General features: G+C 37.0%; 7 protein-coding genes. 2 read left to right on the forward strand and 5 right to left on the reverse strand.

Translation table 11 applies throughout. The features are described 5' to 3' along the window. Nucleotides 1–35: 35 nt before the first annotated feature. The 5 genes from M9897_09395 to M9897_09415 form a co-directional block, all read right to left on the reverse strand. Entirely contained in the window at nt 36–596 is a 561-nt protein-coding gene (locus M9897_09395) for a hypothetical protein (GenBank protein ID MCO5269095.1), read from the reverse strand. A gap of 39 nt (nt 597–635) precedes the next feature. Then, the gene (locus tag M9897_09400) at nt 636–977 is read right to left on the reverse strand and encodes a translation initiation factor (protein MCO5269096.1); all 342 of its coding nucleotides are present in this window, start codon (nt 975–977) and stop codon (nt 636–638) included. Between the two features lie 6 nt (nt 978–983). Then, nucleotides 984–3,263, reverse strand: a complete 2,280-nt coding sequence (locus M9897_09405; protein ID MCO5269097.1) for a patatin-like phospholipase family protein — start codon at nt 3,261–3,263, stop codon at nt 984–986. Between the two features lie 68 nt (nt 3,264–3,331). After that, nucleotides 3,332–4,288, reverse strand: a complete 957-nt coding sequence (locus M9897_09410) for a formimidoylglutamase (protein MCO5269098.1) — start codon at nt 4,286–4,288, stop codon at nt 3,332–3,334. A gap of 3 nt (nt 4,289–4,291) precedes the next feature. Further along, nucleotides 4,292–4,717 carry an acyl-CoA thioesterase gene (locus tag M9897_09415; GenBank protein MCO5269099.1) on the reverse strand — a complete coding sequence of 142 codons (426 nt, stop codon included), beginning with the start codon at nt 4,715–4,717 and terminating at the stop codon, nt 4,292–4,294. A 324-nt stretch (nt 4,718–5,041) separates the two neighbouring features. Here M9897_09415 and dnaA point away from each other — a divergent pair, with 324 nt between their 5' ends. Together dnaA and M9897_09425 are read left to right on the forward strand one after the other, a co-directional pair. Beyond that, nucleotides 5,042–6,472 (forward strand): chromosomal replication initiator protein DnaA, encoded by a 1,431-nt coding sequence (dnaA, locus tag M9897_09420; protein MCO5269100.1) that lies wholly within the window; start codon nt 5,042–5,044, stop codon nt 6,470–6,472. Between the two features lie 268 nt (nt 6,473–6,740). Next, nucleotides 6,741–19,130 carry a PKD domain-containing protein gene (locus M9897_09425; protein ID MCO5269101.1) on the forward strand — a complete coding sequence of 4,130 codons (12,390 nt, stop codon included), beginning with the start codon at nt 6,741–6,743 and terminating at the stop codon, nt 19,128–19,130. Nucleotides 19,131–19,270 lie beyond the last annotated feature (140 nt).

The following is a 19,270-nucleotide window of genomic DNA, read 5'->3' on the forward strand; positions in this document are numbered from 1 at the left end:
ATAGTAATTAAATTCTATAACAAAGATAGCATTTTTTACTTCTTAGCATTCAAGAATTTTTCTAATCTTCTTTCTATGGTCTTATGAACTAATTCAGCATCTTTTTCTGCTAATTTTTTACCAAAAGAGACTGTCTTTCCATAATACTGAAATTGAATTCTATCAGTACCTCTAACCCATGGAGAATCATCGTAGGCTCGTTGGATAGAAGTTTCTTTTAGTGTAATCAATCTTAATTTAGATATATTTTCTATAAAATATTGTTTTACAGTTCCATATTTTCCAGTAGCTTTTTTAATACGAATACAAGTTTCATCCAACTTAATATATTCTTTTCCCCAAAAGAGAAACAAAATAGTACGAGCAATACGGATAGCAAAATACAACCAAAACATTAAGAAGATAAACAACATCAGCTGTTCATTCTGATTATACCCATGAAAAAATTGGCTAATTACATACGTTCCTATGAGCAACCAAGCAAATAACCAGGAAATAATCAAATATTTTTTCCACCCTAATTTTGGTGGATAAATAACAAAACTGATACTATCTTGATTATCTTGAAAGCTAACTCTATCTCCTATCCACTTCATAATATTGCAAAGATAATTTAATTCATAAGGCGAATATTACTAACCGCCTTTTCTTTTAGTTGGATAACCTTTTTTTGTAAGAATCTCTATGATTTTATCTCGAAAATTGCCTTGTACTAATATATCCCCATCTTTAACAGTCCCTCCAACTCCACATGCAGATTTTAAATCTTTAGCTAAGGATTTTAAATCATTCTCTGTTCCAACGAACCCCTCAATTAAGGTAACTTCTTTTCCATTACGTTGTTTTCTATCTATAGAAACATATAGCAATTGTTCTTTTGCGGGTAACGTTTCCTCTTCTTCATACTCTTCCTCCTTTTCGTAATTGAAATTTGGATTAGTGCTATAAACTACATTCTTAAACTTTTCTTTTTTCACTGAATTTTATTTTGAGTCTATATGTAACAATTCAAAAAGTCTATCCTTTGATTTTTGATTTTTTTCTGAATAAAATGCTTTTTTAATATACGATTTTTCCTTTGTGGTTAAGTGCCAAGATAAAGATATCTTTTCATCGGGTCTTTCCCTCAAATTAAATGAAACAATATCAATAGGATAATCAACAGCTCGAATTAAAGCTGAGAACATTTCATCTTGATCAAAGTCTTGAACCCTAGGGAAGTTTCCATACATATTTCCAAAAGGCAAGAATAAACGGTCAATTACTCCAATGTTTTTGTATGAATTCTTTTCGCTTTCAACCAGCGTTTTTTCTTTATCGCGAATTTTAACCACAATTACCCCACTGGTATTTTCTTTAATCCACTGACGAAGAGACAATAGATAACGCACTGAGATTTTAGAGCCGTAATTATCTCTAATTCCCGCATCCATCACATGCATTGACGGGCGAGTTGGCATAGATACCATAGGCATAATATATGGAAAAGTCGAACTCATACGTAAAACAGAAGTAAAACGAATCTTCTCAGGATGATTATTTCTGAAAAAACGAAGATATTCAATATTTTCGACTTGAGGAGACAGGCCCACCTCATCATCTAAGCCATTCGTTGCTTGTAAGTACCCATGATATTGCGCCCCAATAAGTAAAATTCTTCCATCATTGACGATAGTTGGAGCAAAAATCATGGTTGGTATTTCAGCTGATTTCTCTGGCTGGCGATAATCTCCCAATCGTTTATCAAAACCACCTCCTAAATTATTCAACAACTCTTGTTCAAACGCATATCCCCTATCTTTGCTATATTCAATTCCATCAATATTTACTTTTTGAAAACGGAAAAGGATATCGCTAGTTGAAAAGGCAAAAGAGATACGATTTAGCATATCTTTAGACATATTATCAAGATATTCCCAATCTAATCTATCATCAATATACATTTGATTTTCTTGCAAAACTAATTCTCGATAATAAGAAGCCCCTACCATTCCACCAGAAGCTCCAGTAATCATTTGGATATTCTTGTATATTTTTTTATCGGAAAGACTATCTAACTCTCGTAAAACGTTGACAGTCCACATAGCACTTCTCAATCCTCCTCCACTTGTATTTATAAGAATCAACTTAGGCTTAGTATCTCCTGTCCTTTTCTTCCAATTATTTAAGGTTTTCAAATAATTAGAATAATCTTGTTTGATAATTTTTTCAGAATACTTCATTCTTTGTATTGAAGTACTTGTATAATCCACCAATTTATTCTTGGTATAAGTTAAACCAAAAGCATAACTCTTAAATTGAAAATAATCGGTTGATGTACTGATATAATTAACTCCTAAAAATAAAAGTAGAATTATAGGATAGGTCCACATTCTAAACCAAGAATAGAAGGCACTAACCAGCATCACAACAATAGTAAGTATCATCAATATACTTACTCCCGCAGGAACTTGAAAAAAAACAGAGTCTCTAAACAAGCCAACGGAAAAGAAAGATATAACAAGTAAGATTTCAAAAACTGAAGCATTGATATGATTCTGGGTGAACACCTTATTTAAGATACCTATATCATAGTGGGCATAGCTACGAGACTGCCTTACCTTTAGGAATGTTGTAAAATAGTAATAAGTTTCATCATGATTCTTTAAAAAGGATTTATACCAAGGTGTATTACGGTGTAACGATGCATGAATATTACTTGTAGTTTTTTTCTTAAGAGGCTTTGGTGCATTCCCTGACATTTTTTTTATGTCCTTATTTGTCGGTAAAAAATAGAGTGAGGCAATAATAATAAATAAGAACAAACCTAAAAGAAGTCCCATGATATAACTGGCTAATTCACCTGTTGTAATATACTCTTGCCTACTTTGAAATAGGTATATATTTACACAAAGATTAATCACAAAAACAGCTGGAATTATTCCATTATTCACCATAAACTTATAGAAAGGATGAGCTAACGTTGCTAGAAATGGGAATTTTGGTCCTAACTGAATGTAGCTATATATCTCAAAAGCCATAATAAAACCACCTAGCCCGGCTCCCAACAGCAGAAAAGATACAAAATCTGTTTTTCCTAAATATTCAGGAGAAAGAAATAAATATGGCAAACCATATTGAGCTCCAATTACATAGTTTATTATACCAAAAATGAAAAACCAGAAAAATAATACAAATAGATTATGCTTTACCTGTAAAAACAACAAGTGCAGAGGAAAAAATGTACGAATGAATTTAAATATTTTAGACATCTTTTCTTTCATATTTATCTATTACGTTCCTTTTATAAAAATGTTTAAGAAAAATTAAGTTATGTTAAATATACAATTATCTATTGATTAACTGCAATAAAATCAGAAACAAAATAAGAAAGCACTTTCCCTACAATTCTACGTTCAAAATCGTCACTAGGTGCTCCTTCCGGTATATGTAAGTAAGCACAGTTTTCAATTTTAGCCATAGTTCTTACATAAAATCTTCCTGTATCTATACTTATCCCAACTGGAGAAAACGCACTACTTGGCATAAACTCAATAGTATCCATATCTAATTCAACACCAACTGGAACAGATGTATTGAGTTGAGCTTGCAACTGATTAATATCCTCGAAAAAATCTCGCTGACGCATCAAATAATCTTCATAAAAGGTGTAATAATGGTTATCCCTTTGCAAATCGTTTAGTATTTGCTGACTATTATACCGTTGATGTAATCCCAATACAAAATATTTATTCATAAAACCATCTTTAAAGCTATATGAAAAAGCATTTCCCGAGTGTCTTCCCTCCAGCAATCGATAATCAGCGTGTGCATCCAAATTTATTACATTGATTTTTTGTTTCCACCTCTCAAAGGAGAATTTAATTAATGGATACGCATTATTATGTCCTCCACCAATCACAATAGGAATTTGACCTTCTAATACGTATTCTCTTAGCAAGTTAACAATAAAATCATCTAACTCTTCTACCTTTTCTCGCAAATTAGAAGTTAAATTTTGTTTACATTTCACACTACCTAATATATGTACTCCATCAGTAGGCATCGTCGAATTTGCTTGCATATTTAGAAAAAAACCTAGAAATGCAGAGAAGCCATTTTCCGCTCCTCCTCTACCCAGATTTGCTCGTGGCCCAATACTTTCTTCTATACCTATAATTATATATTTAGCCTCATTACGAGTCGCCAACTTTTGACCAATTTTGGTTTCACCATCGCGCTCGGACAATAAAGTCAACAATTGTTTATTATTCCATGCTACAAATTCAAAGCTCTGTGATTCTTCCATATATTATAAGGTATATTTCTTTAATAATTGTATAAATTGATCGGGAGGGGCAATAGGGCGCATTGTTTCCTTCTTCACAAAAATAAGTGTAGTAGTTGCTTCTGAAATCACCTCTCTGCGTTCATTCAAAATGAGATATTCGAAGTTTAAACGTACGCCATCTAAACTACTAATTTTAGTAACTACAGTTAATAAATCATCATAAAAGGCAGGGCGTATATACTTCACATTAAATGTAGAAACTGGGAGCATATATCCCTCGTCTTCCAAATCCTTGTAAGACATACCAATCTCTCTCATAGTTTCCACACGTCCTACTTCAAAATATTGCGCATAATTACCATAATAACAGTACCCCATTTGATCTGTTTCCCCATAACGAACTCGCACTTTCGTTTCTGATTGATATATATAACTTCTTGATTCCAAAAAAAATATTTTATTTTTGATAAAATTAAAAAAAGAATCAATATATTAGAGCGCTAACATAAAGCATTTTTCTATATAGTATAAGTAATAAGGAAAATCGTTTAAAATAAAATTAAATTTGAATTAAGCAAATAAAGAATGAAACATTTTCTATTCTTTTTAACAAGTATTTTTTTTTAGAAAGTCAATACCTTTTTAATTTTTTTTTTAACTTTTTTTTGTAAATATTTGCCCTGATGATAAAGCAACCAATTTTATCAAGATAAAAGAAAAGAATAGAAACTAAATTTAACATAATAACTATAAACGACTTAAACTAATTCAATGAGCCAACTACACGAAGAAAAATGGAACGCCTGTCTAAAAGTAATTAAGGACAATCTACCAATACAAGCTTTTAAAACTTGGTTCTCTCCTATCGTACCTGTTAAATTAGAAAATGACATTCTAACTATTCAAGTACCTTCTCACTTCTTTTATGAATGGTTAGAAGAACACTATATAGGTTTATTAAAAAAAGTAATCAAAAAAGAATTAGGAAGTGAAGGGCGATTAGAATATAGTATTATTATGGAAAAGAATACGCCTAATGCCACTCCATACACAGTGCGTATCCCTACATCAAACAATAGCTCGTTAAAAAATGCTCCAATATCAGTTCCTGCTGCCATTGGAGAACAACATATTAAAAATCCATTTGTAATCCCTGGTCTTAAAAAAATAAATGTAGATGCCAATTTAAATTCATCTTATACTTTTGAAAATTTTGTAGAGGGAGATTGTAACCGACTAGCTCGTTCTGCCGGTTATGCAGTAGCTCAAAATCCGGGTGGAACTGCTTTCAATCCATTACTTATTTATGGTGGAGTTGGTTTAGGAAAAACACACTTAGCTAATGCTATTGGCATTAAAATTAAAAATGATTTTCCTAATAAGACTGTCCTTTATGTAAACTCTGAGAAATTTGTTCATCAATTTATTGATGCAATCAAGAATAACACAACCAATGATTTCATACATTTCTATCAAATGATGGATGTTTTAATTATTGACGATGTTCAATTCTTTTCAGGAAAAGAAAAAACTCAAGATGTATTCTTCCATATTTTCAATCATTTACACCAAAATAAGAAACAGATTATCTTAACTTCAGATAAAGCTCCTGTAGATATTGAAGGAATGGAACAGCGCTTATTAAGTCGCTTAAAATGGGGATTATCAGCTGATTTACAAGCGCCTGAACTGGAAACTAGGATTGCCATTTTAGAAAAGAAAATGTACGGAAGTGGTATTGAATTGCCAAAAGAAGTAGTTGACTACTTAGCTTATAGCATTAATACCAACGTTAGAGAAATTGAAGGAGCTTTAAATTCTTTAGTTGCACAAGCTTCTCTTAACAAAAAAGCAATTACTTTAGATTTAGCTAAAAGTATGATTGACAAATTTGTAAAGAATACTGCTCGTGAAATTTCAATTGAATACATACAGAAAGTTATTAGTGATTATTTCGACATAGAAATAGAGGTATTGAAATCCAAAACGAGAAAACGAGAAATCGTTCAAGCTAGACAAATTGCTATGTACTTCTCCAAAAAGATGACTAAATCTTCCCTAGCTAATATTGGCGCTCATTGTGGAGGAAAGGATCACGCCACTGTTCTCCATGCATGTAGAACTGTTGACAACTTAGCAGAGACGGATAAACAATTCAAAGCTTATTTAGTTGACCTAGAGAAAAAATTGACTATGCAATAAGATATAATATCAATCATAAAAAGCGAGAAAATTTTCTCGCTTTTTTATTTTTGACTTATCGTATTTCTTATATAAGAAACCATTACAATAATAATTATAAATTAAAATATAACTCATTAATGGTCAATTAACTATGCGTGCTTAATACATGTTAATAACTTTTATCTAAAATATTTTATACTAGAGGCAACTAGCAGTACATTTATTCGTCTTATTCGCAGAATAAGAGCAAACAACTCATATAACATGCTATAAACTAATACACTATATGAAACATATTTCTGAATCTAATAACCTTCAATCTAAATGGATTTCATTTGCAAGTCTATTCAGATTGAATACATTTTCTATTGTCTTTTCTTTAATTTTTGGACTATATTTTTACAATCTAAACAAAATCTACGGACAAGGGGAAACATGTACCAACCCTATAAATATTACTAGTTTACCATTTAATGCTTCGGGAAATACTTGTAATTACGGAAATGATTACAGTGGTTATAATGTGCCTCCCACAGCACCTGGAGCAGTTACTAATGGAACTGGGGCAACCTTTTATTTAGATGGTTATGACGTTGTTTACGCTATTACCCCATCATCTTCTGGAACTATCACCATTAATACTTCTGGAATGGGAAATTGGGTTGGATTATGGGTTTTCACAGGTTGCCCTTTCTCTTCCACGGTAGGATACCATACAGATATATCCGGACCTAATTTAAGTATTCCCAATTTAAATGTGACAGCCGGTGTTACTTATTATATAGTTATTTCAACTTGGCCGTCACCAGATTGTACACCCTATAATTTAAATGTAACTGGAACAGTAAATTTTACTCCTTGTTCTGGAACACCATCTGCTGGAACATTAGCAAATGCTTCCATATCAACATGCCCAAATTCACCTATACAATTATCGGTTAGTGGCAGTTCATCTGGTCTAGGAATAAGTGGGGTTTGGCAATCCTCACCACATGGATTGAATACTTGGACGGATATACCTGGTTCTCAAAATCAACCGAATTTTCCTATAACCACTGGCAATTCAGATATGGATTATAGATACGTTATTTATTGTTCAAATTCTGGTCAATACGGTTACTCATCTGTCATGGTTGTTACGATTGATTGCTCCTTTGACTCTCCCGGTTGTCCCGAAGTCAATATTGATCCAGGAAGTTTAACAATTACTGGTAATCAAATTAGCATTCCTTGTGGACAAAATACTGCTACACTCACTGCAGATTATTTAAAAACGGGTGCGACAAATTCCTATTCTGTTAATGCAATTGGATATAATCCTCCTTTTCCTTTTACTGGAGGTGCAGGATCTACTAATATTAATTCAGATGATATATGGTCTAGTACAATAGATTTAGGTTTTGATTTTTGTTTTTATGGAAAAACCTATAACAAAGCTTTAGTCGGGTCAAATGGTGCTGTTACATTTAGCATTGATGGAGTGGTTCCTGGCGGATACTATACTCCAGGAAGTTGGGAGGGATACAATACCTCAGGATTAATTCCAACTAATGGGGGAGATAATGGACCACATTTAGCCGCTATTATGGGGGTATTTCAAGATACGTATCCTAACGCTTTCGATAACTACCCCGATTGGTCTATTAATTATCAGGTATTAGGAGCTGCTCCATGTAGAATGTTAGTTGTTAATTTTTATAAGTTAGCTCAATTTGATTGTGAAACAAGTGTTGGCCCTCAAACCTATCAAATTGTCATTTATGAAACTACAAATGTAATAGATGTCTATGTGAAGGATAGAACTCCATGTACAACATGGCCAAGCTCTACAACGCCAGGTGCAGGGATTTTAGGAATTCAAAACGAAACAGGTACACAAGGTATTGCTGCTCCAGGTAGAAATACTGGAGCATGGACCGCACATAATGAAGCTTGGAGATTTATCCCTAATGGTAGCCCAAATTATACATTTGGCTGGTATGATGCCAGTAATAACTTAATTTCTACCAACGACCAAATCACTGTTGGCCCAGGAACCTACACAGCAAGAATTGTCTACCAAAGTTGTTATGGATTAGATATTACTGATGAACAAACAGTTACAGTAATAAAAGAAACTGATGTTGATGCTGCGAGTGTTGTTGATTTACATAAGTGTGAAGAAACAGCAGGTAGTGGAAAAGCACATTTTGATCTAACAGTTAATAGTAGCAATGCAATAGGTTCAAACAATCCTAGCGACTATACAATTGATTTTTATAATAGTCAAGCAAATGCTAATGCTGGTGGAGCAACTGGAAAACTAACTCCTTATACTAACTATCTTAATACTTCTAACCCTCAAACAGTTTGGCTTAGAATATCAAAAAATTCAAACCCTAGTTGTTTTGATGTCATAAGTTTCCAGTTAATTGTTGACCCTATGGTAAATCCTACCTTCACTAATCCTGGTCCAATTTGTCAAGGGGGAACATTCACGCTTCCAACAACTTCAAATAATGGTATTACAGGAACATGGTCTCCGGCTATTAATACAAATGCTACAACTACGTATACATTTACGCCTTCTGCTGGTCAATGTGCCAACACAGCTACAATGCAGGTTACCGTAAATCCAAAGGTTACTCCTACCTTCACGCAAGTTGCAGCCATTTGTCAAGGGGGAACATTCACGCTTCCAACAACTTCAAATAATGGTATTCCAGGAACATGGTCTCCAGCTATTAATACAAATGCTACAACTACGTATACATTTACGCCTTCTGCTGGTCAATGTGCCAACACAGCTACAATGCAGGTTACCGTAAATCCTAATCCTACATTTACAGTTGCTGGAATTGATCCTACAACTTGTAACGGTACAGGGTCTATCACTATTAGTGGACTTACCCCTAGTACTTCTTACGATGTAACTTATAACGGAGTTGGCCCTGTTTCCATGACAACTGATGCTTCTGGTAATATCGTAATCTCCGGACTTGCAAGTGGTACATACACTGGATTTACACTTACATCAGGTGCTGGATGTTCTACTACTGTTGGAACTTCGGTTACCCTTACAGCGCCTGCTGCTCCAAGTGTAAGTGCTACTGGCGGAACAATGTGCGTAGGTGGTAGTGTGACTATATCTGCTAGTGGTTTACCTACTGGGGGAACTTATTCTTGGGATAATGGTGCTGGAACAAATGCTACAGCTACAGTGAGTCCAGCTTCTACCACTCCTTACGTAGTAACATATACTTTAAACGGATGTACTTCTACTGCTACTGCAAACGTAACTGTAAATCCTCTTCCTACTGTAAGTGCTGGTGCTAACCAAACTGTTTGTGAAGGAACTGCTGTTACCCTTTCTGGTTCTGGAGCCGTGACTTACACTTGGGATAACAGTGTCAATGATGGCACTCCATTTACTCCTGCTGTAGGAACTGTAACTTATACCGTTACCGGAACAGATGCAAACGGTTGTGTAAACACCGCTACAGTGGATGTTACCGTAAATCCTAATCCTACATTTACAGTTGCTGGAACTGATCCTACAACTTGTAACGGTACAGGGTCTATCACTATTAGTGGACTTACCCCTAGTACTTCTTACGATGTAACTTATAACGGAGTTGGTCCTGTTTCCATGACAACTGATGCTTCTGGTAATATCGTAATCTCCGGACTTGCAAGTGGTACATACACTGGATTTACACTTACATCAGGTGCTGGATGTTCTACTACTGTTGGAACTTCTATTACTCTTACTGCGCCTGCTGCTCCAAGTGTAACAGCTACAGGTGGAACAATGTGTGTAGGTGGTAGTGTGACTATATCTGCTAGTGGTTTACCTACTGGGGGAACTTATTCTTGGGATAATGGTGCTGGAACAAATGCTTCTGCTACAGTGAGTCCTGCTTCTACCACTCCTTACGTAGTAACATATACTTTAAACGGTTGTACAGCAACAGCTACTGCAAACGTAACTGTGAATCCTCTTCCTACTGTAAGTGCTGGTGCTAACCAAACTGTTTGTGAAGGATCTGCTGTTACGCTTTCTGGTTCTGGAGCCGTGACTTACACTTGGGATAACAGTGTCAATGATGGCACTCCATTTACTCCTGCTGTAGGAACTGTAACTTATACCGTTACCGGAACAGATGCAAACGGTTGCGTAAACACCGCTACAGTGGATGTTACCGTAAATCCTAATCCTACATTTACAGTTGCTGGAACTAATCCAACGACTTGTAACGGTACTGGGTCTATCACAATTAGTGGACTTACCCCTAGTACTTCTTACGATGTAACTTATAACGGAGTTGGCCCTGCTTCCATGACAACTGATGCTTCTGGTAATATCGTAATCTCCGGACTTGCAAGTGGTACATACACTGGATTTACACTTACATCAGGTGCTGGATGTTCTACTACTGTTGGAACTTCTATTACTCTTACTGCGCCTGCTGCTCCAAGTGTAACAGCTACAGGTGGAACAATGTGTGTAGGTGGTAGTGTGACTATATCTGCTAGTGGTTTACCTACTGGGGGAACTTATTCTTGGGATAATGGTGCTGGAACAAATGCTTCTGCTACAGTGAGTCCAGCTTCTACCACTCCTTACGTAGTAACATATACTTTAAACGGTTGTACAGCAACAGCTACTGCAAACGTAACTGTTAATCCTCTTCCTACTGTAAGTGCAGGCTCTAATCAAACTGTGTGTGAAGGAACTTCTGTTACTCTTTCTGGGTCTGGAGCTGTGACTTACACTTGGGATAACAGTGTCAATGATGGCACTCCATTTACTCCTGCTGTAGGAACTGTAACTTATACCGTTACTGGAACAGATGCAAACGGTTGTGTAAACACCGCTACAGTGGATGTTACCGTAAATCCTAACCCTACATTTACAGTTGCTGGAACTAATCCAACGACTTGTAACGGTACTGGGTCTATCACTATTAGTGGACTTACTCCTAGTACTTCTTACGATGTAACTTATAACGGAGTTGGTCCTGTTTCTATGACTACTGATGCTTCTGGTAATATCGTAATCTCCGGTCTTGCAAGTGGCTCATACACTGGATTTACTGTTGGATCAGGTGCTGGATGTTCTACTACTGTTGGAACTTCTATTACTCTTACTGCTCCTGCTGCTCCAACTGTAACAGCTACAGGCGGAACAATGTGTGTAGGTGGTAGCGTGAATATATCTGCTAGTGGTTTACCTACTGGGGGAACTTATTCTTGGGATAATGGTGCTGGAACAAATGCTTCTGCTACAGTGAGTCCAGCTTCTACCACTCCTTACGTAGTAACATATACTTTAAACGGTTGTACAGCAACAGCTACTGCAAACGTAACTGTGAATCCTCTTCCTACTGTAAGTGCTGGTGCTAACCAAACTGTTTGTGAAGGAACTGCTGTTACCCTTTCTGGTTCTGGAGCTGTGACTTACACTTGGGATAACAGTGTCAATGATGGCACTCCATTTACTCCTGCTGTAGGAACTGTAACTTATACCGTTACTGGAACAGATGCAAACGGTTGTGTAAACACCGATACAGTGGATGTTACCGTAAATCCTAACCCTACATTTACAGTTGCTGGAACTGATCCTACAACTTGTAACGGTACTGGGTCTATCACTATTAGTGGACTTACTCCTAGTACTTCTTACGATGTGACGTATAACGGAGTTGGTCCTGTTTCTATGACTACTGATGCCTCTGGTAATATTGTAATATCTGGTCTTGCAAGTGGCTCATACACTGGATTTACTGTTGGATCAGGTGCTGGATGTTCTACTACTGTTGGAACTTCTATTACTCTTACTGCTCCTGCTGCTCCAACTGTAACAGCTACAGGCGGAACAATGTGTGTAGGTGGTAGTGTGAATATATCTGCTAGTGGTTTACCTACTGGGGGAACTTATTCTTGGGATAATGGTGCTGGAACAAATGCTTCTGCTACAGTGAGTCCTGCTTCTACCACTCCTTACGTAGTAACATATACTTTAAACGGTTGTACAGCAACAGCTACTGCAAACGTAACTGTGAATCCTCTTCCTACTGTAAGTGCTGGTGCTAACCAAACTGTTTGTGAAGGAACTGCTGTTACCCTTTCTGGTTCTGGAGCCGTGACTTACACTTGGGATAACAGTGTCAATGATGGCACTCCATTTACTCCTGCTGTAGGAACTGTAACTTATACCGTTACCGGAACAGATGCAAACGGTTGTGTAAACACCGCTACAGTGGATGTTACCGTAAATCCTAATCCTACATTTACAGTTGCTGGAACTGATCCTACAACTTGTAACGGTACTGGGTCTATCACTATTAGTGGACTTACTCCTAGTACTTCTTACGATGTGACGTATAACGGAGTTGGTCCTGTTTCTATGACTACTGATGCTTCTGGTAATATCGTAATCTCCGGTCTTGCAAGTGGCTCATACACTGGATTTACTGTTGGATCAGGTGCTGGATGTTCTACTACTGTTGGAACTTCTATTACTCTTACTGCTCCTGCTGCTCCAACTGTAACAGCTACAGGCGGAACAATGTGTGTAGGTGGTAGCGTGAATATATCTGCTAGTGGTTTACCTACTGGGGGAACTTATTCTTGGGATAATGGTGCTGGAACAAATGCTTCTGCTACAGTGAGTCCAGCTTCTACCACTCCTTACGTAGTAACATATACTTTAAACGGTTGTACAGCAACAGCTACTGCAAACGTAACTGTGAATCCTCTTCCTACTGTAAGTGCTGGTGCTAACCAAACTGTTTGTGAAGGAACTGCTGTTACCCTTTCTGGTTCTGGAGCTGTGACTTACACTTGGGATAACAGTGTCAATGATGGCACTCCATTTACTCCTGCTGTAGGAACTGTAACTTATACCGTTACTGGAACAGATGCAAACGGTTGTGTAAACACCGATACAGTGGATGTTACCGTAAATCCTAACCCTACATTTACAGTTGCTGGAACTGATCCTACAACTTGTAACGGTACTGGGTCTATCACTATTAGTGGACTTACTCCTAGTACTTCTTACGATGTGACGTATAACGGAGTTGGTCCTGTTTCTATGACTACTGATGCCTCTGGTAATATTGTAATATCTGGTCTTGCAAGTGGCTCATACACTGGATTTACTGTTGGATCAGGTGCTGGATGTTCTACTACTGTTGGAACTTCTATTACTCTTACTGCTCCTGCTGCTCCAACTGTAACAGCTACAGGCGGAACAATGTGTGTAGGTGGTAGTGTGAATATATCTGCTAGTGGTTTACCTACTGGGGGAACTTATTCTTGGGATAATGGTGCTGGAACAAATGCTTCTGCTACAGTGAGTCCTGCTTCTACCACTCCTTACGTAGTAACATATACTTTAAACGGTTGTACAGCAACAGCTACTGCAAACGTAACTGTGAATCCTCTTCCTACTGTAAGTGCTGGTGCTAACCAAACTGTTTGTGAAGGAACTGCTGTTACCCTTTCTGGTTCTGGAGCTGTGACTTACACTTGGGATAACAGTGTCAATGATGGCACTCCATTTACTCCTGCTGTAGGAACTGTAACTTATACCGTTACTGGAACAGATGCAAACGGTTGTGTAAACACCGCTACAGTGGATGTTACCGTAAATCCTAACCCTACATTTACAGTTGCTGGAACTAATCCAACGACTTGTAACGGTACTGGGTCTATCACTATTAGTGGACTTACTCCTAGTACTTCTTACGATGTGACGTATAACGGAGTTGGTCCTGTTTCTATGACTACTGATGCCTCTGGTAATATTGTAATATCTGGTCTTGCAAGTGGCTCATACACTGGATTTACTGTTGGATCAGGTGCTGGATGTTCTACTACTGTTGGAACTTCTATTACTCTTACTGCTCCTGCTGCTCCAACTGTAACAGCTACAGGCGGAACAATGTGTGTAGGTGGTAGTGTGAATATATCTGCTAGTGGTTTACCTACTGGGGGAACTTATTCTTGGGATAATGGTGCTGGAACAAATGCTTCTGCTACAGTGAGTCCTGCTTCTACCACTCCTTACGTAGTAACATATACTTTAAACGGTTGTACAGCAACAGCTACTGCAAACGTAACTGTGAATCCTCTTCCTACTGTAAGTGCTGGTGCTAACCAAACTGTTTGTGAAGGATCTGCTGTTACGCTTTCTGGTTCTGGAGCCGTGACTTACACTTGGGATAACAGTGTCAATGATGGCACTCCATTTACTCCTGCTGTAGGAACTGTAACTTATACCGTTACTGGAACAGATGCAAACGGTTGTGTAAACACCGCTACAGTGGATGTTACCGTAAATCCTAATCCTACATTTACAGTTGCTGGAACTGATCCAACGACTTGTATAGGAATTGATGGTGTAATTACTATAACCGGATTAACATCTAACACCTCTTTTGATATTGAATATGGCAGTTATGGCCCTTCTACAATGGTTAGTAATAGTTCAGGTAGTATCATCATTAATGGTTTAGCATCTGGTAATTATGTAAATGTTAGCGTAACAAATCAATTTAATTGTACCACTACACAAGATACTATCATTACTCTATCTGCACCTGCAACACCAACAGTTAGTGCAATTGGAGGAATAATTTGTTTAAATGATAACATTACTATTACTGCAAATGGTGCACCTGCTGGAGGAACATATTCATGGAACAACGGAGCAGGGAATAATTCTACTGCTATTGTGAGTCCATCTACCACTACTATCTATTCAATTTCTTACACATTAAATGGTTGTGTAGCTACCTCTTCTACTGCAGTATTTGTAAATCCACTTCCTATAGTTACTCTAGATCCAGTAGCTGATTTATGTGAAGATAATGGTATAGTAAACTTAACCACGTCTCCTTCTGGAGGTATCTTTACAGGTAACGGAATTTCTAATGAAGACTTTGATCCACTTGTTGCTGGAGTGGGTAATCATATTATTACATATACTTATACAGATAATAACAACTGTGTTAATACAGATAATATCACTATAGTAGTAAAAGAAGTTCCTACATATACATTAACATCTTCTAGTCCAACTACTTGTGGTGGTAATGATGGATTCATTACAATTTCGGGCTTGAATTCAAACACATCATACAACGTTGGATATAATGGAAATACCCCAATAAATATGACCTCTGATGCAACTGGAAATATTGTGATTGCTAATTTAACAGCAAATACATTTACAAACTTTATTGTATCTCTTGATGGCTGTCCAAAATCTGATAATTCTATTATCGTATTATCTGACCCAACACCTCCAATAGTTGACCCTATAAATGATCAAATCATCTGTCACAACGACAATACTATGACAGTTAACTTTACTGGAACTCCTGGAGCAAATTATAGTTGGACAAATACGATTACATCAATAGGTCTTGCATCAAGTGGAACGGGTGACATAACAACTTTCATTGGAAGCAATACAGGTTCAACACCTGTAACTTCTACAATCACTGTAACTCCAACTCTAGTTGGTTGTATTGGAAATACCGAAACATTTACCATTACAGTAAACCCTCTACCTATAGTAAATGCAGGAAGTGATCAGATTGTTTGTGAAACCACTCCTGTGACTCTTTCAGGTTTTGGTGCTATATCTTATACTTGGGACAATGGAGTAAGCAACGGAATTTCCTTTGTACAAGCTGTGGGAACAATTACATATACCGTTACCGGTACAGATGCTAATAATTGTATAAATACAGATCAAGTAAGTATAACTGTGAAACCTCTTCCTGTATTTACAGTTTCCTCTACCTCTCCAACTACTTGTGGTGGTACACAAGGTAGTATTACATTATCAGGTTTAACACCTGCTACAACATACAATGTTACGTACGATGATGATGGAATAACCATGGGAGCAATCAGTATGACAGCAGATATTAATGGGAATATTGTGATTACAGGTCTAGATGAAGGTACATACAATAATTTCATTGTTGAATTAAATGGTTGCTCAACAAGCATTGCTACTCCTGAGCAGTTAGTTGACCCTACACCTCCTGTAGTAGATGCTGTTGCTAACCAAATAGTTTGTCATAATGATTTTGTAAATCTAGTTCAGTTTACCGGAACGCCTGGTGCAACATTCAATTGGACAAATACAATCACTTCTATAGGTTTGGCCGCAAATGGAACTGGTGATATTGCAGCATTTAGTGGTATTAACAATGGATCAAGCCCTGTTATTGCAACTGTAACAGTTACTCCTACCCTAGCAAATTGCTATGGTACTCCTGTGACATTCACTATTACAGTAAATCCACTTCCTCCAGTAAATGCAGGTATTGATCAAGTAGTATGTGAGACTACACCTGTAACTCTTTCCGGTTCTGGTGCTGTTACTTATACATGGGATAATGGTGTAATTGACGGAACACCATTCATACAAGCCGTGGGTACTCTTACCTACACAGTAGAAGGTACAGATGTTAATGGATGTAAAAATACAGACCAAGTTTCTATAACTGTTAACCCACTACCAACTGCTACTATTACTGGAACGATGGATGTATGTCAAAATGGTATATCTCCAACGATTACCATTATTGGTGCAACGGGTACAGCTCCTTACATCTTTACATACAATGTAAACGGAGGAGCAAATCAAACTATCACTTCCAACGGAGCAGGTATAGCTACTATCACAGCGCCTACTAACATAGTTGGTACATTTAACTATAATTTGGTCTCTGTTCAGGATAATAGCTCCACAACTTGTCTAAACGCACAAACAGGAACTGCTACTATCATCGTTAATCCACTTCCGACAGCTACAATGTCTGGCACAGTTGATGTGTGTCAAAATGATACTGAACCAACAATTACCTTTACAGGTGCTACAGGTACAGCTCCATATACATTTACATATTCAATGAATGGAAGCGTACCACAAACAGTGACCTCTGACAATACAGGAGTGGCTACAATTACAGCTCCAACAACGACAGCAGGAACATATGTCTTTAACTTGATTTCTGTACAAGATAACAGTTCAACTGCATGTTCAAATGCACAAACAGGAACAGTTACAATAATCGTTAATCCACTACCAATAGCACAAATTACAGGTACAACAGATGTTTGTCAAAACGATACAGAGCCAACTGTTACTTTCACGGGAACAGGAGGTACGGCTCCATATACTTTTACATATAACATCAATGGTGGAACTCCAATGACTATTACTTCAAACAATGCAGGAGTTGTTACTATCACAGCACCTACAGATGTAGCAGGAACATTTAACTACAACTTAGTATCTATTCAGGATAATAGCTCTACGACTTGTTTAAATCCACAGGTTGGAACTGTTACTATATTGGTTAATCCACTTCCGACAGCTACCATCACTGGAACGGTTTCAGCATGTATTAATGACCCAGAGCCTGTTGTTACTTTCACTGGAGCCACAGGTACTGCGCCATACATATTCTCATTTACAATCAACGGTGGCGCAGTACAAACAGTCTCTTCAGGTGTATCCAATACGGCTACAGTTCCTGTTCCAACGGTTGTTGATGGAACCTATACCTATGAACTATTATCAGTTCAAGATGCCAGTTCTACAAATTGCTCCAATATACAAACTGGAACAGTAATCGTTACAGTAAATCCATTACCAGTTATTGAAGCTGGAGCTAATCATACGATTTGTGAAGGAACTTCTATAGTACTTTCTGGATCAGGCGCTGGAACAGGAGGATCATACACATGGGATCAAGGTGTTGTTAATGACATACCTTTCTCTCCTGCACCAGGCACTTATACATATACCGTAATAGGTACTGATGCTAATGGATGTTCTAATACAGATGATCTCCAGGTGGTAGTGTATGATATGCCAAAATCAGGATTTACTGCTGATAACTTGATTGGATGTTCCCCTTTTACAGTTAATCTAACAGGTGATGCAAACGCTATGGCTACATCTTGTCAGTGGACATTTAGTGATGGAACCACTATAGATAGCTGTGGAAATATCTCTAAAGAATTCACACAAGTCGGATGCTACGATGTAACACTTACTGTCACTTCTTTAGAAGGAGGTTGTGTAAATACTACCACTCAGAGCAGTTATTTGTGTGTGGCACCAGACCCAGTTGCTAGCTTCTACATGAATCCTGATGAGTTAACTATACTTGAACCAACTGGCGAATTTATCAATACAAGTACAGGTGGATATTCATACGAATGGAATTTAGGAGATGGCACAACTTCTGACGAGTTCTCTCCTATTCACGAATATCCAAGTGAAACTGACGGAACATACAATGTTGAGTTAATAGTTACAAGTGATCATGGATGTAAAGACACCGCTAATATGGTTGTATTCTTAAAAGAAGTTCTATTATACTTCATTCCAAATACATTTACTCCTGATGGAAACAAATACAATGAAGTATTTAGACCTGTATTTGTAGCAGGATATAATCCAGACATCTATACATTTATGATTTTCAATAGATGGGGAGAACTTATTTATGAGACTAATGAACCAAATGAAGGTTGGGATGGAATATATCAAGGAAAGATGTCTCCTGATGGAACGTATGTTTGGAAGATACGTTTTGGCGACAAATATAGTGATAAGATTACTGAGATAGCAGGACATGTGAACCTCATTAGATAATACTTAAAAGAAATGGAAACACCAATAAGAGATGAAAGCTGATTACTGGTATCCATCAATAAAAAAAAGGTAATTTTTTAAAAGAGATTGCTCAAATTTAATTTTTTGACAATCTCTTTTATTTTTATATTTATTTTCAA

The sequence above is a fragment of the Brumimicrobium sp. genome (genome assembly GCA_023957385.1).
In the GTDB taxonomy this organism is placed as follows: domain Bacteria; phylum Bacteroidota; class Bacteroidia; order Flavobacteriales_D; family Crocinitomicaceae; genus Brumimicrobium.

Coding starts and splice junctions, on each gene's coding strand:
- M9897_09395 (MCO5269095.1), bottom strand. CDS start 596: ATGAAGTGGATAGGAGATAGAGTTAGCTTTCAAGATAATCAAGATAGT.
- M9897_09405 (MCO5269097.1), bottom strand. CDS start 3,263: ATGAAAGAAAAGATGTCTAAAATATTTAAATTCATTCGTACATTTTTT.
- M9897_09410 (MCO5269098.1), bottom strand. CDS start 4,288: ATGGAAGAATCACAGAGCTTTGAATTTGTAGCATGGAATAATAAACAA.
- M9897_09425 (MCO5269101.1), top strand. CDS start 6,741: ATGAAACATATTTCTGAATCTAATAACCTTCAATCTAAATGGATTTCA.
- dnaA (MCO5269100.1), top strand. CDS start 5,042: ATGAGCCAACTACACGAAGAAAAATGGAACGCCTGTCTAAAAGTAATT.